Raw genomic sequence first — 15,261 nt, forward strand, 5'->3', positions numbered from 1 at the left:
CTTAGTAGTTTTTTGCAGTTAAGTAATGTAGTTTGGCTAAGGCAATGTGAAACTGGATTTCTGCCGTAGCTTTCATCTTTTCATATTTGAGCAGCTGCTGTTGCATACGCAGCACTTCTTCAAATTCCTTTCCTGAATTACCATAAGCGGTAAAAAGCAGGTTGAGTGCTTGATCGGTTTCCTGAATTTGTTGACCGTATAAGGCAAGTAATTCTTGTTGCTGTTGCATCTCAAACCAGGCCATATCATAGCCGGAAGTGAGTGTATTGGCATAGTCTTCCTTTTGGAGTGCATAGCTCTTTTGTATGAGTTTCGCCTCTTTCACCGCTGCTTTGTATTTACCTCTGAAAAGGGGAATGCTTACAGATACCATCGGCATTAGGGCATTTTTGCCATTGTCGTGTGGAGCAGCCATGCCAGAAGCCAGATCGGTACGCTCTCCGATCATTACATAATCCAGTCCTAACCCGAATTTTGGAAGCCCTTGCTTATGTGCTACCTCTTCACTTGCCTCACTGGATGCAATTTTTAAATCCAGTTCTTCCAGTACAGGGTTGTTCAGCAACAAAGAGTCCTTCCTGAAGGTTGTTGGTAAAGGTTGAATTATAAGGGAATCCCGGACAGTAATCAATGCATCTTCCTTTCTGTTAAGCAGTTTATTAAACCTTGTCACCAGCGGTTTTTCCTTATCTTCCAGAATACTCAGATTGGTCACGGCATCTTTCAACATGATATCCACTCTTAGCACATCGACCATAGTACCCGTACCATTTTCAAATTTCTTGTTGGCAATGGTCTTATAGGATTCCAGAATTTCTATATTCTCACGTTCAATCTCTTTCCATTGATTGAGTTCATAAAGCGGATAATAGGCTGCCTCCACCTGATAATACAATAGGTTCCTGGCATCCAGAAAAGACTGGTATTTAGCTTCAGCCATCAAAGCTGCAGCATTACCCTGTGCTTTCAATGTACCAAACCAGGGAAACATCTGTGTTAAAGAAAACCTGGCCCTTTGAGGTCCCACCCTGGTTTCCACAGGCGATATGAAATAGCCAAAAGAGAAACTAGGATCAGACAAGGTATTTACCTGCTCCACTTTCTGGATGGCTGCTTCAAAAGCCGCGTATTTTGCCTGTAGACCAGGATTATTCTTGGCCGCTATTTCAAAATAATCCTCAGGAGCCTGTGCAAAGCCTATTCCGCTCCCGAGAAATAGAAGGATGAGGACATTTATAATTACTTTCATGATCGTGTCTTTTTTATTTTCCTTTCTTCTCTCATGCTGTAAAGCACTGGAACAATGAAAATGCTCACCAGGGCAAACGCCATTCCTCCAAATGAAGGGATGGCCATTGGAATCATAATATCTGAACCACGTCCCGTAGAAGTGAGTACGGGCAGCAGGGCTATCATGGTAGTCGAAACAGTCATCAGGGCCGGACGTATTCTTCTCAAGCCAGCTTCCACAACAGCTTCTCTGACTTGGTTCAAATTTTCAGGACGGTTTCTTTCAAAGCTCTGGTCCAAATAGGTGGCAATAAGTACCCCATCGTCCGTAGCGATGCCAAAAAGAGCTATAAAGCCCACCCAAACGGCCACACTCAAGTTGATGGTGTGCATCTGAAAGAGGTCTCGCATATTAGTGCCGAACAGGGAAAAGTTGACAAACCAGTCTTGTCCATATAACCAAAGCATAATAAATCCGCCACTAAAAGCCATCGCAATACCGGAAAATACCATTAGGGAAGTAGAAACCGATTTAAACTGGAAATAGAGTATGAGAAAGACAATCCCCAGAACCAATGGCACAATGATGGAAAGCCTTTTTTCTGCCCTTACCTGATTTTCATAGCTTCCGGAAAACTTATAGCTGATTCCTGAGGGAACAATTAGGTCCCCTTCATCTATACTCGCCTGAATAGCCGCCTGTGCGTCATTGACTACCCCAACTTCAGAATACCCATCTCTTTTATCAAACAGTACATAACCTACCAAAAAGGTCTCTTCACTCTTGATCGCCTGTGGTCCGCGTACATATTCAAAGTCCACTACTTGACTGATCGGTATTTGCGCCCCAGTTGGTGTAGGCAACAGGATTTTACCCAGTGATTCGGGATCGTCCCGAAGCTCCCTGGGATAGCGGACTCTGACTGGAAAGCGCTCACGCCCTTCTACCGTAGAAGTAATTTTCATCCCCCCTATGGCCGTTTCAACGGTCTGTTGTACGTCTTCAACATTCAATCCATAGCGTGAAATCTCATCCCGGTTAATATTTAAATGAAGATAAGGCTTACCCACAATCCGGTCTGCAAATGCAGCTTCTGCCTTTACAGAAGGAACATTTTTGAGTATTTCTTCCAACCGAAGCCCAAAATCCTCAATGGTTTTAAGATCGGGACCGTATACTTTGATCCCCATTGGAGCACGCATGCCTGTTTGAAGCATGACCAGTCTGGTTTCAATGGGTTGTAGTTTAGGCGCAGAAGTAACTCCCGGTATTTTGGTAACCTTCACAATTTCATTCCAAATGTCATCCGGGGATTTTATCTGAGGCCTCCAGTTTCGGAAATAATTCCCATTATCATCAGGTATAAGTTCCTCCACGGTAATCCCCCGGTCTATAGCCTCATCATTAGTAAGACTATCGCCGCTATCAAGGATAAAACGGTCTTCCTTATCCACTTTAAACCTTACCCGGTGCCCTTTTGCATTGAGCATATACTCCGGTTTATAATTGATGATATTTTCATACATTGAAATAGGTGCAGGATCCAGGGCAGACTCTACACGTCCAAGTTTTCCCACCGTGAGGTCCACCTCAGGAATATTAGTCAGCAACATATCCAGCTGTCCTACGACCTTGCGGTTAAATTCTACACCGGAATGCGGCATGGAGGTTGGCATTAGCAGAAAACTTCCTTCATCAAGGGAAGGCATAAACTCCTTTCCTACACCAGGGAAGCTATGCGTTAAGCCTGACCAGATTTTGGTGGTCTTAATATCCCAGCCTAAAGCATCAAACCCTTTTGCGGCAAAACCAAAAACCGCATTAAAACCCAACCATACATTGGCCCCTACCAGTATCAGGAAGGAAGGTATTAATAGAAATTTGACTTTATTGTCCAAACACCATTTCAGAATTACTTTATAGTAATATTCCAAAACAGAAAAGGAGCCTAAAATAAGCCCTAGCAGAAGGCCCACAAAAATTACATTAAGCAACAGACTTTTACCTGCTCCAAGTGGCAGCCAATATCTGGCCAGTAACCAGGTTATTCCCAGCACAGCAATGATAAGATCCGCTTTTCGGACAATTTTCACATACCATTTTCCAGAATCCTTGTGCGTTTCATGGTACTTGTTTTTTAGGATACCGGACAGGCCATAAAGGGCCAGTACAATGCCTCCCCAATAGTGGCCAAGTATAATGGCTAGAACCCCGATCAGCATTAATCCTATATTTACACCTCTTGCTAGGGCCTTGTTCTTTATCCTGGCCCCAAAAAACCAATGTGCGAGTGTTGGCAATATGATCAATGAAACGATCAAGGCAGCAATCAGGGCAAATGTTTTGGTAAAGGCCAAAGGACCGAATAATTTCCCCTCCGCTGCCTGCATGGTAAATACCGGAATAAAACTCACTATCGTGGTAGATACCGCCGTAAGTATTGCAGTAGCGACTTCAGTAGAGCCATTATAAATGGTCTCCTTGAGTTGTTGGCCAGGAGGGGCCTCATCCATGTGTTTAATGATGTTTTCAGAAAGTATAATTCCCAGATCCACCATAGTACCAATAGCAATGGCAATCCCTGATAATGCTACAATATTGGCATCTACCCCAAAATACCGCATGGCAATAAATACCATCAACACGGCAATAGGCAGAATGCTTGAAATAAGCAATGATGCCCGCAGGTTGTAAACCATCACGATAACTACAAGAATGGAGATAAGAATTTCCAATGACAGGGCTTCTTCCAAAGTTCCCAATGTTTCATAGATGAGTTCTGAACGGTCGTAAAAGGGTACGATGGTTAGCTGGCTCTCCCTTCCGTCTGCCAACGTTTTTTTCGGCAGTCCGGGAGCAATTTCCTTAATCTTATCCTTTACATTATTAATGACTTCCAATGGATTTGCACCGTAACGGGCTACCACAACGCCCCCCACTACTTCGGCACCATCTTTATCCAACAGCCCTCTTCGGGTGGCAGGTCCTAAAGTAGCTACACCGACATCCTTTATCCTTATGGGTACATTATCCTGCACCGCCACCACGGCTTTTTCCAGGTCTTCTACCTGCTTGATGTAACCTAGTCCTCTAACCAGGTACTCAGCCTGATTGATCTCAATGGTTTTGGCCCCTACATCCTTATTGGACCGCTGTACCGCCTGCATAACTTTATGCAAGGGTATTTCATAAGCCTTAAGGGCGTCAGGGTTGACATCTATTTGGTATTCCTGCACAAATCCGCCTATAGATGCCACTTCAGAGACTCCCTCAGTTGCATTCAGTCCGTACTTGACGTAGAAGTCCTGTACAGTACGGATTTCGTGTAAATCCCAGCCTCCGGTAGGATTTCCTTCTTTATCACGGCCCTCTATCGTGTACCAGTACACCTGTCCCAAGGCCGTAGCATCGGGCCCCAGAGCCGGTTGTACCCCCTCAGGCAACAGGCCTGAAGGAAGCGCATTGAGCTTTTCAAGAATACGTGAGCGGGACCAGTAGAACTCTACATCTTCATTGAAAATGATGAAAATACTGGAGAAACCAAATATAGATGAACTGCGTATGGATTTCACCCCTGGAATACCTAGCAGGTAAGTCGTCAGAGGATAAGAAATCTGGTCTTCAATATCCTGCGGAGACCGGCCTTGCCACTGGGTAAACACAATCTGCTGGTTCTCACCGATATCAGGAATGGCATCTACTGGTACCGGATCAGATGGCAAGATCCCCATCTTCCAGCCAAACGGAGCGGTAACGATACCCCAAACTATAAATCCTGACAATACAAGCACGGTAACTAACTTGTTATCAAGGAAGTACCTAATTATTTTATTTAGCATAATTCGATTTTTTTAAGGAATAAACTCCCAAAAATTATTAACCCCTCAAATAGGGGATTTAGCATTAAGGTTATCCCTAATGCACCACAAAAACCAAATTATGCGATTTAAATTAGAAAGGATTGAAACATTACCTGCCGGTCTTGCTTCAACAAAGGAGGGGAATAATCGGTGTAAACGGTAGAGTGATCCTGATTAAAAGGATCAATACCTAAATAACTGTAAACAAAAGGGATAAAAAAATCAACATTGATCGAATTAAGGGACGTCTTGCTGAATATGGCTTCATCAGATTCGATAGTAGTGTAATGGTTATCACAGCACTTATCTTTAACAACCGTCCTCTCCGCAAATGAGTCATCAGTATTATCCAATTCTGAATGATTCATGCCGCAATCCAACTCCCCATTTCCAAGCATCAGGGCAGATTTAACCGCAATTCCACAACATAGATGGGTGGCCCAAGTAACCCCAATGTTACTCAAAAGCATCACAATCAGTAAGAATATGGAAACTGCTTTTTTCACCTAATTACCGTTAAGAAAATAGTTAGTTTAATTTCTTCCCACAATTATCCAAAATTTCGGGCTGATTACACTTATAGAATTTTGGTTTAATATTATAAGTTTTTGTACTAACATCAAAGAAGCCTGACCAATAAATGGGAAAAAATCACATAATTTCCTCTATTCGAGCCTCCCACGTACCACTTAATTCTCTGTCTGATTTATCCTTAATTAAAAGCCTGGCTTTTATTATTCCAGGATTTAAAGACCTGATTATTTCCCGGGTAGTATCAGAGGTAACTTGGAAGGTTTCGTCATTGACCTTTATTTGCCAAGTGCCTTCACTCTTGCACAGCTCACCGGTTAAAACTACCTCAGCCCTGCGAGCAGAAAATCCATTATTCTTTACTTCTTCCTGAATCTTTTGCAATGTCAGCTTATTATCCGGTGATAGCGTGAGGTAGGCTTTCCCATCATTGAGGCTTACTTTTATGCTTCCCAGTCCACCCATTTTCTTGAGCCCACGTTCCAGGCCATAGGCGCAAGGGGCACAATCCATTCCAAATACCTCCTGATCTACTTTGACCAGCTGTGCCATTGCACTGCCAAAGCTGAAAATGCTTATTACTAATATAATTCCTATCTTTTTCATATTTCTTTTTATTAAATGTTACAACCAATAACTTATATTCATTGAAAGCCTATATCGCTCTTGAGGGCCTTGCACGATATCCTGATAGACCGGAAATAAAGCCCCGAAGGATATTCCCCAGGCACCATAAAGACCAAGAAAGGAAGGCCCAAGCATTACTTTCTTTCCTCTTTGATCAATGGGAGAAATCTGGCCCGCATTCACGCTTGCACCCGGAAACTCAGCCAGCGATTCCACAAATACCCTCCAGTCGGGTTTTGGATAGTCTCCCATGAATATGTTGGGACGATAGCCAACCACCAGACTCGCATAAGGCAAATCGCCCAACTGGTCATTTGACTCTTCTAAGTAATATTGATAGCCGCCACCTACCCATGCGTACCAGGTACGGGAAGCATACCCGGTAGAGATAGCCCCATGCAGGGAGTTGCTTACATTGATACCTCCCCTTGTATCCTCAGTGGGTGTAGAAACACTTAATATGGCAGTAGATTCAAATCTTTTCCCCACGCCAAATGCATTGGAAAAAAAACGATACCAGACCGAAGCTTCAATATCCCCATTGGCGGGCATGTTGCTGTTTCCTCTAGTTCTGGGTGCTTCTGAAAGCCGGTTGATCAATGTCGGGGTAGTGATGTTTAACTGTAGGTCTTCTGTAACGCCATAAGACCAAATATACCTGAGCATGAAAGACTGATCATCTTTAGTGGCCAGACTCATGGCAGCAGCATTAAAATCTACTCCTCCCTTGGCTAAGGTTGGCGTTTGTAGTCCGAAGAGTGGCCCATGTCCTTGAGCGTAGGTTTTTGAAAGTGCCATCATGGCAACTATTATAATTATTATCGTTTGTTTCATCTTTACTTTTTAAATTGCTAAAAATTGTTGAAGTGGAAGCAGCAAGTAAGCAGAGAATAAGCCAACTACGTAAAGCCCAAAAGATATCCAAAGGATAACCTTACTCCACCGGGCGGCTGTATTGCAGGCCGTTTCATTTCCGTATTCATCTATTTCACAAGCCTGATCTTGCTTACGTCCATAGAACAACCAGAAATTGAACCCTATTAGTAATCCTGCACCCAAAAATGTCCAATGTTTATACTTACTTAACCATATCAGTGCGGGAAAATCTGATACCAACCCGGCCACAACCGCCCCCATACCCACAGCTACCAGCAATGATGGCAAGGCACAGCACAACAAGGTAGATACCGAAGTAAACAAGGACGCTATGCTGACGAAATCGTCTTTTAGCTTTATCAATTTTTGCATGATTAACTCTTAAAGTTCTTTGCTACTAAGTTTATTTCTTATCTGTTTTCTTTTTGACCTTAAACCCCCTGTCTTCAATAAGGGCAATAATGTCCTTTTCAGAAATTACCCTACTGTCATACCTGATTACTGATGAACTTTTATCAAAGAGGGTTTCACTGCTAAGAATACCTTTCTGTTCTTTGAGCATATTATCAATGCCATTGGCACATCCTGCCTGGCAACTCATGCCTTCTACTTTCAATTCAAGCTTGGTAGTGTTTTTTTCCATTTGTTCCATTTTCGGTGCTTTTTCTTTTTCTTGGGACTGTGCCCTTGCTCCATTAGCAATGAGTAAGGCTCCTAAACAAAACGTAAATACTAAAACTGTTTTCTTGATCATTTTTCTCATGATTTAACTCCTTTTTAAATTCATTCTCAAAAGTAGATTTATGAGGGGGGTGGTCTCCTAGGCCTTTTTGAAATATTTTTTTGATCTGAGTCTCTGGACCAAAGAAGTAGAACACTAGCCAGAGTGATAATATTTTTCATAACATATTGGCCTTCCATTGTCAGTATAAAAGGAAACTTGGCAAACATTAAATCAGGAAAAATAAAAAAGGTGAGCATTGTACCCAGCATGTGCAGAAATAGTAAGATCAATACAGGTTTTAAAAAATTTCCTATAATCAATAATATACCAAGGAGACTTTCAAAAACTGCCAGCACAATGGTACATGCAGGTGGAGAAATTACATGGAATGTAAGAGAACAAATGGTGCCAGCAGCCAGACTTTCTGCAGGACTTACCCCGGGGAAAAATTTAACTACGCCAAACCAGAAGAATATTGCTCCAATACTGATTCTGAGAATAGTATTGGTTCTATTCCTCAGGTATACAGGTATTGTATCTGATAGTAATTTCACTTTTCAGCTTTAAACATTCGAATGGCAAACAGCATCATCAAACCCTGCAATGCTGCGAATATCAAAAATGCGTTTTCCAAACCAATCGATAAGACTTCTCCAAATATGAGACTCCCAACTCCAAAACCTGTAAACAGGGCAAAGACATTTAGTCCCATTGCTTGCCCTCCATATTTCTTGCCCCCTAACTCCGTTACAATTCCGGCAAAGAGAGGTTGGGTTAAGTCATATCCTAATGAAATCACTGTAACAGCAATGGCTGCCAATATTACTGATATATTGGTAGCCAATAGAGCAGTGGCCAAAGCCGCAATGCCTAGCCCAGGTATAATAAGCCGAAACCGGCCCCACCTATCTGCGGCCCTTCCGATACTGGAACCAAAAAGAAATCCCGGAACCCCATAGCCCAGAATAGCCAAACCAATACCTATTTCTCCTAAGATATATTTTACAGAGAAATAGTATCCAAGCCAGGTATAGATGCCTGAATGGAATATTCCATTCCAAAAAACAGAACTGTAAGTTTTTGCCCCTCTTGACATTGAAAGCAAATGGAAGAATTTTGAAAAAACCTGCCGTACATTTGGTTTATTTAATTCAGGTTTTTGGGATTTAAAATCAATTTGGAATGAGATAAACCATAATATTATGGCTCCTAAGATTGCAATCCCTAAGAAAAGCATCCGCCATCCGATAAAGGGCTCCAGCACAACTCCTGCGGTAGAACCTAGCGCCATACCCCCTTCCATAGCTGCAAATAGCAAACCTAGAGGTTTACCTCTCTCATGGGGCTCATATAAATCCCCAACCAGCGCCAGCGCCATGGGGATAACTCCGCTTGCACCAAGGCCAGTAAAAAGTCTGAGCATAATCAATTGTGAAGATGTTTGGGCCAAAGCAGTAAGTGCTGTCAACAGTATAAATGCCAGTAGTGAAAACCGAATTATCCGCATCCTTCCAAAACGATCAGAAAGAACCCCATAAAAAAGAATGGAAATACCATAGGTAATCATATAAGCAGGAATGACCAGCCCTATGTATTGCTCCGTTACCCCAAATACTTCTGACAGCTTGGGGATCAAAGGGGCTATCATATAGGCCTGAAAAAATATCAAAGAAGCAGCTAATGCCAGCAACCAGAATGCTTTTGATCTGTAAATTTGTTTCATTAAATCTTTTTAGTCTAAAGACTGTCTAAAGATATAAAAGGTCAATTCTGCCTCGCATAATTGACCTTTTATAAAATAATCTAAATTATTATGCCGCCATTTTAGCGCAACTTTCTGCGCAAGCTTTGCATTTCTCTGCACACTGCTTGCACACCTCACTGTCAAACTTGCTGCACTCTTCTGCACAGGCTTTACAGAGATCGGCACAAATGGCGCAAACCCTGTTTACATAATCCGACTGAGATGCCAGCATTTGGACACAAGCAGTACAAAGGGCAATGCAATCCAGACAAAGCTGATGGCATTTTTTCATATCGGGTTCACCCATATGCTGGTCCAGACAGATGCGCGCAGCGGTGATACAGGCATTACACTCGTCAATACATTGTTGAATTTCGTTGTTCAATGGTTTCATAACTTTGTTGGTTTAAAAGCTTTCCCTGCAGGCACGGCTACAGAGAAAATTTTATGAATAAGCCGTGCCTTATTGTTTTATCCCTGGCCGATACCCGCTTTGATCAGTTCTTCTTTGGTTATACCCTGATCCTGGCAACAGTCCAGCAATTTGCCATTGACTGCTATGGCCGGCACTTTTTTAATCTGGTATTCTTTCAGTTTGCTCAGACAGGTTTTGTCTTCACATTGCTTTACCAGATCATAGACTGTTATTTCACATTGATCACAGGCTAAGTCTTTTACCATACTGACCACCGGATCACAAACTGGGCAATTAGACGTAAATATTTCTACTTGTCTTTTCATAAATTCCTCCTTTTGAATTGTTCTGTAAAATGATTTGAGATTCTTTCCGGATAAGAACAATTCAAAGGTAAGCTAAGGGAGGGGGTGGTCGGCAAGAGTAAGAAGCCAGAAAATTTGATTTATTTTTCCGGAGATAGGTAAAGTGCTGGTGAAAAATGGAAGTTTTACCAGATCATACTGAAGGTAAATCCGGCACTTGCAATATAGAGCAACGGCTTATGAGTCGATATTTGCATTGCCTATTCGTTTCTTTAGCTCGGCTATTTCCTTCATTTTTTGAGTAAGGCTATCCAGTTCCAGGATAGGAAACTGCTGGCGGATAAATTCGATTCGTTCTTCATTCCCGCAATTACCCGGGCAGGCTTCAACGGTTTCTGAAATCTTAATGGCAAGAGCTTTCCGGTAAGCTTCATCCAATAATAAATAATGGGCTTTGTCCAACCCTTTTTGTGCTGCTTTGAACTGTAGCAAAATTTTTTCCGGATCTTTTCCTTCATCCAACATTTTTATCAAGCCATCCACCTGGCCTTTGATGCTTTGTAAGCGTGTCTTTATATCTTTTGTTAGGTCTTTGGGTATCATAATTTTTCACATTTTATTAAAGCTACGTTTCTGCACGGGGTGGTGAACAACGAATTGTTTATGTTTTTGAATTCAATTAAACCATAGACCCGATATCCGAACCCATAGAGGGATAGGAATAGACCATGTTCCTTATGTCAGCTACTTTGAGTTTTCCTCGAATAGCCATCGCAAAAAGATTGATCATTTCTTCCGCATGCGGGCCGATGATATGAGCGCCTAAAATGTGGCCATCTTTATGCGAAATCACTTTGTAGGCATAAGTGGATTCATTAATCCGTTTGGCATTATACCAGTTGGAGGCAGAAGCACTTTTTACCTGGTATTCTACATCTAACTCCTTTGCCTGCTTTTCTGTCATACCTACTGCTGCTAAAGTGGGTAGGGTGAATACTGCACTAGGCATTTCTGTATAGTCAGGCACTTTAGAATTTCCTCTGATAATGTTAGCCGCCACAGCATGTCCTTCCATTACGGCTACAGGCGTGAGGTTTAGCCCATTACTATTAGCTGCATCACCTGCTGCATATACTGTAGGGTTACTCTCACTTTGCAGATATTCATTTACCTCAATGCCTTTTTTGTTGTAAGCAATACTGGCTTTTTCCAGATTCATTCCATCCAACTCTGGTACTCGGCCTGCCGCATTTACTAAAAGGTCAGTGTGATGTGTTTGCTCACCATTTGAAGATTTTGTGAAGACTATAAACTGATCACCATCTTTTTCAATACCAATTACCTCAGTTTCAACATGTAAGAGAATACCTAAATCTTTGGTGGCCTTAACAAGATGTTTTACGATATGCTCATCAAAATTTTCCAGTGGACGCTCACCACGATGGAAGATAGTAATCTTACTGCCCGCTCGAGCAGCAAGGTGGGCAAACTCCATCGCAATATAACCACCTCCAACAAAAGTGATATGTTCAGGAAGCTTTTCCAAGTTTAGAAAATCGGTACTGTCGATGGGCAAATCTCCACCGGTAATATCAAGAGTCACTGGTCTGGCACCTGTGGCAATCACGATTTTACCACCTTCCAGTAGATCATTCCCAATACGGACAGTGTTTTCAGATTCGAAGCTGGCTACTCCGTGGTACTTCTTCACACCTGCTTTTTCATATCCTTTCTCAACGCCTTTGGGCATTTTAGAAACAAAATCGTTTTTGTAAGCCATTAAGTCTTCCCAATTAATCGAAATATCCCCTGAGATGCCTATTCCGCTCATTTTATCAACTCTACCAATGATTTCGGCCGCTCCCACCAGAATTTTCTTAGGATCACAACCACGAAGGGCACAAGTTCCACCATAAGGTCGTGAGTCGGTGATAGCTGTTTTTAATCCTTTCTTAGCACATTTATTGGCGATGGTCATTCCGGCCATACCGGATCCGATGACGATGACATCATATTTTTTCATGAGCAGCAACTATTTTTTCCACCTTCCTGAATCGGAGGACAGGCGACTGTCCCATAAGAGCAATACACACAGCAATCACCATCTTTGGGCTTGATTACTTCTTGGCAATTTTCACACTCGTAGAAGTACTGGCATGCATCCTTAGGCATGGTCTCTTCTTTTTGATGCCCACAGTTTGGACATGTAATAGTTGATTGTAAAATGATTTCTTTCTCCATTTCAATATTAAATAAGGTCAATTTGTAACTTTCTGAAACTACAAAAAGTGAACTGTTGAATTGTCTCAAAGGGAGTTTTATGATTAACCGATTTGCATTTTAACTTCTCAAAAAACCTCTGAAGAAGAGCTGTCATAGTTGATTCTGAGTATTGTTTGATTTTAATCCCACTGCACTTCTGTGGGCCTTCTTCTGAAAAGGTGCCCAGCATGAGTATTCCTTCTGGCTTTATACTTCTTTGGGCATTTTCTAAATAGGTTTCAATTTCTTGTTCTTCAGTTAGAAAATGGAAGGCCGCACGATCATGCCAGAAGTCATATTGTTCTGTTGCTACAAAAGTTTCCGCATCTGCCACTATCCATTTCACTTTATTGGCACGATTACCAAGTCTTTGCCTTGCTCGCTTAAGTGCTGATTCAGAAATATCGAGAACAGTAATGTTCAGATACCCCAAGTCAATCAGATGATCTACCAGTAAACTGTCCCCTCCACCAACATCTATGATTTTAGCATGTTTAGGTATATTAAACTGCTTTAAGAAACTCAAAGAGGTTTTAGGGGTTGGTTGATACCAGCTTACTTCTTCCAATCGTTTTGATTGATAAATGTTCTCCCAATGTTTTTGCCTGTCAAAACTTCCCATTATTCCTGAATTTTGTTTTCTACTACTTTGTAACCGGTTTTATTGATCGCCTCTACAATTTTGTCTTTTCGCACTTGGCTTGGATCATACTTTACTATGGTACTACCCTTTTCGTATGATGCTTTCACCACTTCAACTCCATCAAGTTCGCCTACTGCATGGGTTATGTGGGATTCACAACCCGAACAGGTCATTCCTTTTACAGATAGTTTTATGGTATTAAAAGTAGTAGATTGAAACAGTGCGTTTTCAGCATTCCAGTCACTTACTTTGGATTCAGTGACCGTATATCCCGTGCTGTTAATTGCCTCAATAATTTTGTTTACATCAACTAATGATGCATTGTATTTTACTTGTGCATTAGCGTTTTTATGCGACGCAGTCGTTTCTAAAACTCCATTCAGACCTGATACTGCATGTTTAACGTGCTCTTCACAGCCTGTGCAGGTCATGCCCTTGATCTTAAAGTCAGCTAATTTGATTTGGGTCTGATCCTGATCAGCTACAACTCCTGAACTGGTGCTGTTGGGATAGAATATATGTGAATAGGAAGGGAATGCGAGCGTAAGAGTAGCAAACACTGTAACTATTCCCAAAAACTTTTTTGACTGCCAGAACGATGGTTTTTGGTCATCCTCACAGGCACAAGTAATTTCTTCAGCTGTTCTGGGTCTGAGTTTTTGATACCAGGCGAAAGCTAACACCCCAATTGTCAGCATAATTAAGTACGGCCTGAAAGGCTCCATCCAGGATAAGGTGGAGGCAATGCCACTAATTCCGGCAAGAAACGAAATTACTGGCGTGATGCAACATAGCGAAGCTACAATAGCAGCCAGCAATCCGGCACTTGCGCTCTTGGTAGAAAAATCTGCCTGTTTGGAATGTTGGTTACTGGTATTCATGACACTGTAGATTTTTGATCTGTCGATACGAGGCTGTCTAAAATTGGAGCAATTACTTTCAGGTTTTCCATTTTAAGTGAATAGAATATGGTTTGTCCTACTTTTTCACTCACCACTAGTCCGCCCTCACGCAGCTTTTTCAAATGCTGAGAAATTGCAGGTACAGTCATATCTAAAATGTCACTCATGTCACAGGGACATAGCTTGGATTCCTTGTGGAGTAGAAAAAGGATTTTAAGCCGGATTTCATTGCCCGACAGGCTCAATGCCTTAGCTACCATAGTTATTGATGGCGCTACTCTGGTAATTTCTACTTTGCAATGTTTGATCTGCTCAACGTCTGCGAAAACCCGGATACATGATTTATTCATAACTGTTCTTATTTAAGCAACTACTTAAATAACGAAGATGGATATTAAAAGTTTAAACACATAGATGATTTCCATCTGTTTCGTTAGAAAGTTCCATCTACATACTATACATAGCCCAAAGAAATCACAAACAACTACTTTATACTACAATTTTTTTTTAAGCAATACTAATTACATATCAATAACCAGTACTGTCCCATTAAAATCTAAAATAGTTCTTTGAAACGTCTGAAATAGAGTTAGTTGCAGAGGTTTCTAAAGCGAACGGACTTGAAACTATAGCTTTGTATCAGTTTAACCTGATGGTATATGTTTCAAGATAAATACGTTTTCGCCCAATTGATCTCATTTCTTAATCGGAGTAAGTTCATTCGTATCGTCGCCAGGTATAATGGCGACAAATATGTGAAGCATTTCAACTGTTGGAATCAACTACTGTGCATGATGTTCGGCCAGCTCTCCAATCGTGAAAGTCTAAGAGATTTGATCGCCGCTCTTGATGCACATCATTCCAAATGCTATCATTTAGGGGTGGGGAAGAACGTCTCCAAATCGTCTTTGGCAAGAGCCAATCAGGACAGGGACTATCCTTTTATACTTACTTGAAAAAGGAAAAATCTCAAGGAAAGAGGCTGCTCTCTTATTGGTAGTTAAAAAACACAAAAACCTACGAAATTCTCACTGAAATGGTGAGGCAAAACCTTATCAAAAAACAGGGAAAAGGAAGAGCCACTTATTATGCTCTTAGATGACTACCCTAACTTTGATCATCCTTTCTGATTTCATATATC

18 protein-coding genes are annotated in these 15,261 nt (G+C 41.6%); 1 reads left to right on the forward strand and 17 read right to left on the reverse strand.

Annotation, left to right across the window (positions count from 1 at the left end; translation table 11 throughout):
• Position 1: 1 nt before the first annotated feature.
• From ECHVI_RS20120 to ECHVI_RS20200, 17 genes are all read right to left on the reverse strand, one after another.
• On the reverse strand, positions 2 to 1,249 hold the full coding sequence (locus ECHVI_RS20120) for a TolC family protein (protein WP_015267870.1): 1,248 nt from the start codon (positions 1,247 to 1,249) through the stop codon (positions 2 to 4).
• Positions 1,246 to 5,070 (reverse strand): efflux RND transporter permease subunit, encoded by a 3,825-nt coding sequence (locus tag ECHVI_RS20125; protein ID WP_015267871.1) that lies wholly within the window; start codon positions 5,068 to 5,070, stop codon positions 1,246 to 1,248. Before ECHVI_RS20125 ends, ECHVI_RS20120 begins: the two co-directional genes overlap by 4 nt.
• Positions 5,071 to 5,177: 107 nt before the next feature.
• On the reverse strand, positions 5,178 to 5,597 hold the full coding sequence (locus ECHVI_RS20130) for an HYC_CC_PP family protein (RefSeq protein WP_015267872.1): 420 nt from the start codon (positions 5,595 to 5,597) through the stop codon (positions 5,178 to 5,180).
• A gap of 145 nt (positions 5,598 to 5,742) precedes the next feature.
• Complete coding sequence (locus ECHVI_RS20135) at positions 5,743 to 6,228, reverse strand: heavy-metal-associated domain-containing protein (RefSeq protein WP_015267873.1); 486 nt, start codon at positions 6,226 to 6,228, stop codon at positions 5,743 to 5,745.
• An 18-nt stretch (positions 6,229 to 6,246) separates the two neighbouring features.
• On the reverse strand, positions 6,247 to 7,083 hold the full coding sequence (locus ECHVI_RS20140; protein ID WP_041739001.1) for a hypothetical protein: 837 nt from the start codon (positions 7,081 to 7,083) through the stop codon (positions 6,247 to 6,249).
• Between the two features lie 9 nt (positions 7,084 to 7,092).
• On the reverse strand, positions 7,093 to 7,497 hold the full coding sequence (locus tag ECHVI_RS20145; RefSeq protein WP_015267875.1) for a hypothetical protein: 405 nt from the start codon (positions 7,495 to 7,497) through the stop codon (positions 7,093 to 7,095).
• 31 nt (positions 7,498 to 7,528) lie between these two features.
• Positions 7,529 to 7,879, reverse strand: coding sequence for a heavy-metal-associated domain-containing protein (locus ECHVI_RS20150; RefSeq protein ID WP_015267876.1), 351 nt, complete (start codon positions 7,877 to 7,879; stop codon positions 7,529 to 7,531).
• A 47-nt stretch (positions 7,880 to 7,926) separates the two neighbouring features.
• Entirely contained in the window at positions 7,927 to 8,403 is a 477-nt protein-coding gene (locus ECHVI_RS24325) for a DoxX family protein (protein WP_083891991.1), read from the reverse strand.
• Positions 8,400 to 9,572 carry an MFS transporter gene (locus ECHVI_RS20160; protein WP_015267878.1) on the reverse strand — a complete coding sequence of 391 codons (1,173 nt, stop codon included), beginning with the start codon at positions 9,570 to 9,572 and terminating at the stop codon, positions 8,400 to 8,402. Before ECHVI_RS20160 ends, ECHVI_RS24325 begins: the two co-directional genes overlap by 4 nt.
• 88 nt (positions 9,573 to 9,660) lie before the next feature.
• A complete protein-coding gene (locus ECHVI_RS20165; RefSeq protein WP_015267879.1) occupies positions 9,661 to 9,987 on the reverse strand; it encodes a four-helix bundle copper-binding protein in 327 nt (108 codons plus the stop codon).
• Positions 9,988 to 10,064: 77 nt separating this feature from the next.
• Positions 10,065 to 10,334: a thioredoxin family protein gene (locus ECHVI_RS20170; RefSeq protein ID WP_015267880.1), complete on the reverse strand. Its 270-nt coding sequence runs from the start codon at positions 10,332 to 10,334 to the stop codon at positions 10,065 to 10,067.
• A 216-nt stretch (positions 10,335 to 10,550) separates the two neighbouring features.
• The gene (locus ECHVI_RS20175; protein WP_015267881.1) at positions 10,551 to 10,916 is read right to left on the reverse strand and encodes a metal-sensitive transcriptional regulator; all 366 of its coding nucleotides are present in this window, start codon (positions 10,914 to 10,916) and stop codon (positions 10,551 to 10,553) included.
• A gap of 76 nt (positions 10,917 to 10,992) precedes the next feature.
• Entirely contained in the window at positions 10,993 to 12,336 is a 1,344-nt protein-coding gene (locus tag ECHVI_RS20180; RefSeq protein WP_015267882.1) for a dihydrolipoyl dehydrogenase family protein, read from the reverse strand.
• A complete protein-coding gene (locus ECHVI_RS24150) occupies positions 12,333 to 12,554 on the reverse strand; it encodes a GDCCVxC domain-containing (seleno)protein (protein ID WP_083892019.1) in 222 nt (73 codons plus the stop codon). The genes ECHVI_RS20180 and ECHVI_RS24150 overlap by 4 nt, the downstream gene beginning before the upstream one ends.
• Positions 12,555 to 12,561: 7 nt before the next feature.
• Positions 12,562 to 13,197: a class I SAM-dependent methyltransferase gene (locus ECHVI_RS20185; RefSeq protein WP_015267883.1), complete on the reverse strand. Its 636-nt coding sequence runs from the start codon at positions 13,195 to 13,197 to the stop codon at positions 12,562 to 12,564.
• Entirely contained in the window at positions 13,197 to 14,099 is a 903-nt protein-coding gene (merTP, locus tag ECHVI_RS20195) for a mercuric transport protein MerTP (RefSeq protein WP_015267884.1), read from the reverse strand. The genes ECHVI_RS20185 and merTP overlap by 1 nt, the downstream gene beginning before the upstream one ends.
• A complete protein-coding gene (locus ECHVI_RS20200) occupies positions 14,096 to 14,470 on the reverse strand; it encodes an ArsR/SmtB family transcription factor (RefSeq protein ID WP_015267885.1) in 375 nt (124 codons plus the stop codon). Before ECHVI_RS20200 ends, merTP begins: the two co-directional genes overlap by 4 nt.
• Before the next feature lie 309 nt (positions 14,471 to 14,779).
• Here ECHVI_RS20200 and ECHVI_RS20205 point away from each other — a divergent pair, with 309 nt between their 5' ends.
• Positions 14,780 to 15,076 (forward strand): DUF4372 domain-containing protein, encoded by a 297-nt coding sequence (locus ECHVI_RS20205; protein WP_041739003.1) that lies wholly within the window; start codon positions 14,780 to 14,782, stop codon positions 15,074 to 15,076.
• The last annotated feature ends 185 nt before the right edge of the window (positions 15,077 to 15,261 follow it).

This window comes from Echinicola vietnamensis DSM 17526, assembly GCF_000325705.1.
In the GTDB taxonomy this organism is placed as follows: Bacteria; Bacteroidota; Bacteroidia; order Cytophagales; family Cyclobacteriaceae; genus Echinicola; species Echinicola vietnamensis.

What these genes read in the sequence shown, in the direction of transcription:
- ECHVI_RS20120 (WP_015267870.1), bottom strand. Translation starts at nt 1,249, where the DNA reads ATGAAAGTAATTATAAATGTCCTCATCCTTCTATTTCTCGGGAGCGGA.
- ECHVI_RS20125 (WP_015267871.1), bottom strand. Translation starts at nt 5,070, where the DNA reads ATGCTAAATAAAATAATTAGGTACTTCCTTGATAACAAGTTAGTTACC.
- ECHVI_RS20135 (WP_015267873.1), bottom strand. Translation starts at nt 6,228, where the DNA reads ATGAAAAAGATAGGAATTATATTAGTAATAAGCATTTTCAGCTTTGGC.
- ECHVI_RS20140 (WP_041739001.1), bottom strand. Translation starts at nt 7,083, where the DNA reads ATGAAACAAACGATAATAATTATAATAGTTGCCATGATGGCACTTTCA.
- ECHVI_RS20145 (WP_015267875.1), bottom strand. Translation starts at nt 7,497, where the DNA reads ATGCAAAAATTGATAAAGCTAAAAGACGATTTCGTCAGCATAGCGTCC.
- ECHVI_RS20150 (WP_015267876.1), bottom strand. Translation starts at nt 7,879, where the DNA reads ATGATCAAGAAAACAGTTTTAGTATTTACGTTTTGTTTAGGAGCCTTA.
- ECHVI_RS20160 (WP_015267878.1), bottom strand. Translation starts at nt 9,572, where the DNA reads ATGAAACAAATTTACAGATCAAAAGCATTCTGGTTGCTGGCATTAGCT.
- ECHVI_RS20165 (WP_015267879.1), bottom strand. Translation starts at nt 9,987, where the DNA reads ATGAAACCATTGAACAACGAAATTCAACAATGTATTGACGAGTGTAAT.
- ECHVI_RS20170 (WP_015267880.1), bottom strand. Translation starts at nt 10,334, where the DNA reads ATGAAAAGACAAGTAGAAATATTTACGTCTAATTGCCCAGTTTGTGAT.
- ECHVI_RS20175 (WP_015267881.1), bottom strand. Translation starts at nt 10,916, where the DNA reads ATGATACCCAAAGACCTAACAAAAGATATAAAGACACGCTTACAAAGC.
- ECHVI_RS20180 (WP_015267882.1), bottom strand. Translation starts at nt 12,336, where the DNA reads ATGAAAAAATATGATGTCATCGTCATCGGATCCGGTATGGCCGGAATG.
- ECHVI_RS24150 (WP_083892019.1), bottom strand. Translation starts at nt 12,554, where the DNA reads ATGGAGAAAGAAATCATTTTACAATCAACTATTACATGTCCAAACTGT.
- ECHVI_RS20185 (WP_015267883.1), bottom strand. Translation starts at nt 13,197, where the DNA reads ATGGGAAGTTTTGACAGGCAAAAACATTGGGAGAACATTTATCAATCA.
- merTP (WP_015267884.1), bottom strand. Translation starts at nt 14,099, where the DNA reads ATGAATACCAGTAACCAACATTCCAAACAGGCAGATTTTTCTACCAAG.
- ECHVI_RS20200 (WP_015267885.1), bottom strand. Translation starts at nt 14,470, where the DNA reads ATGAATAAATCATGTATCCGGGTTTTCGCAGACGTTGAGCAGATCAAA.
- ECHVI_RS20205 (WP_041739003.1), top strand. Translation starts at nt 14,780, where the DNA reads ATGTTTCAAGATAAATACGTTTTCGCCCAATTGATCTCATTTCTTAAT.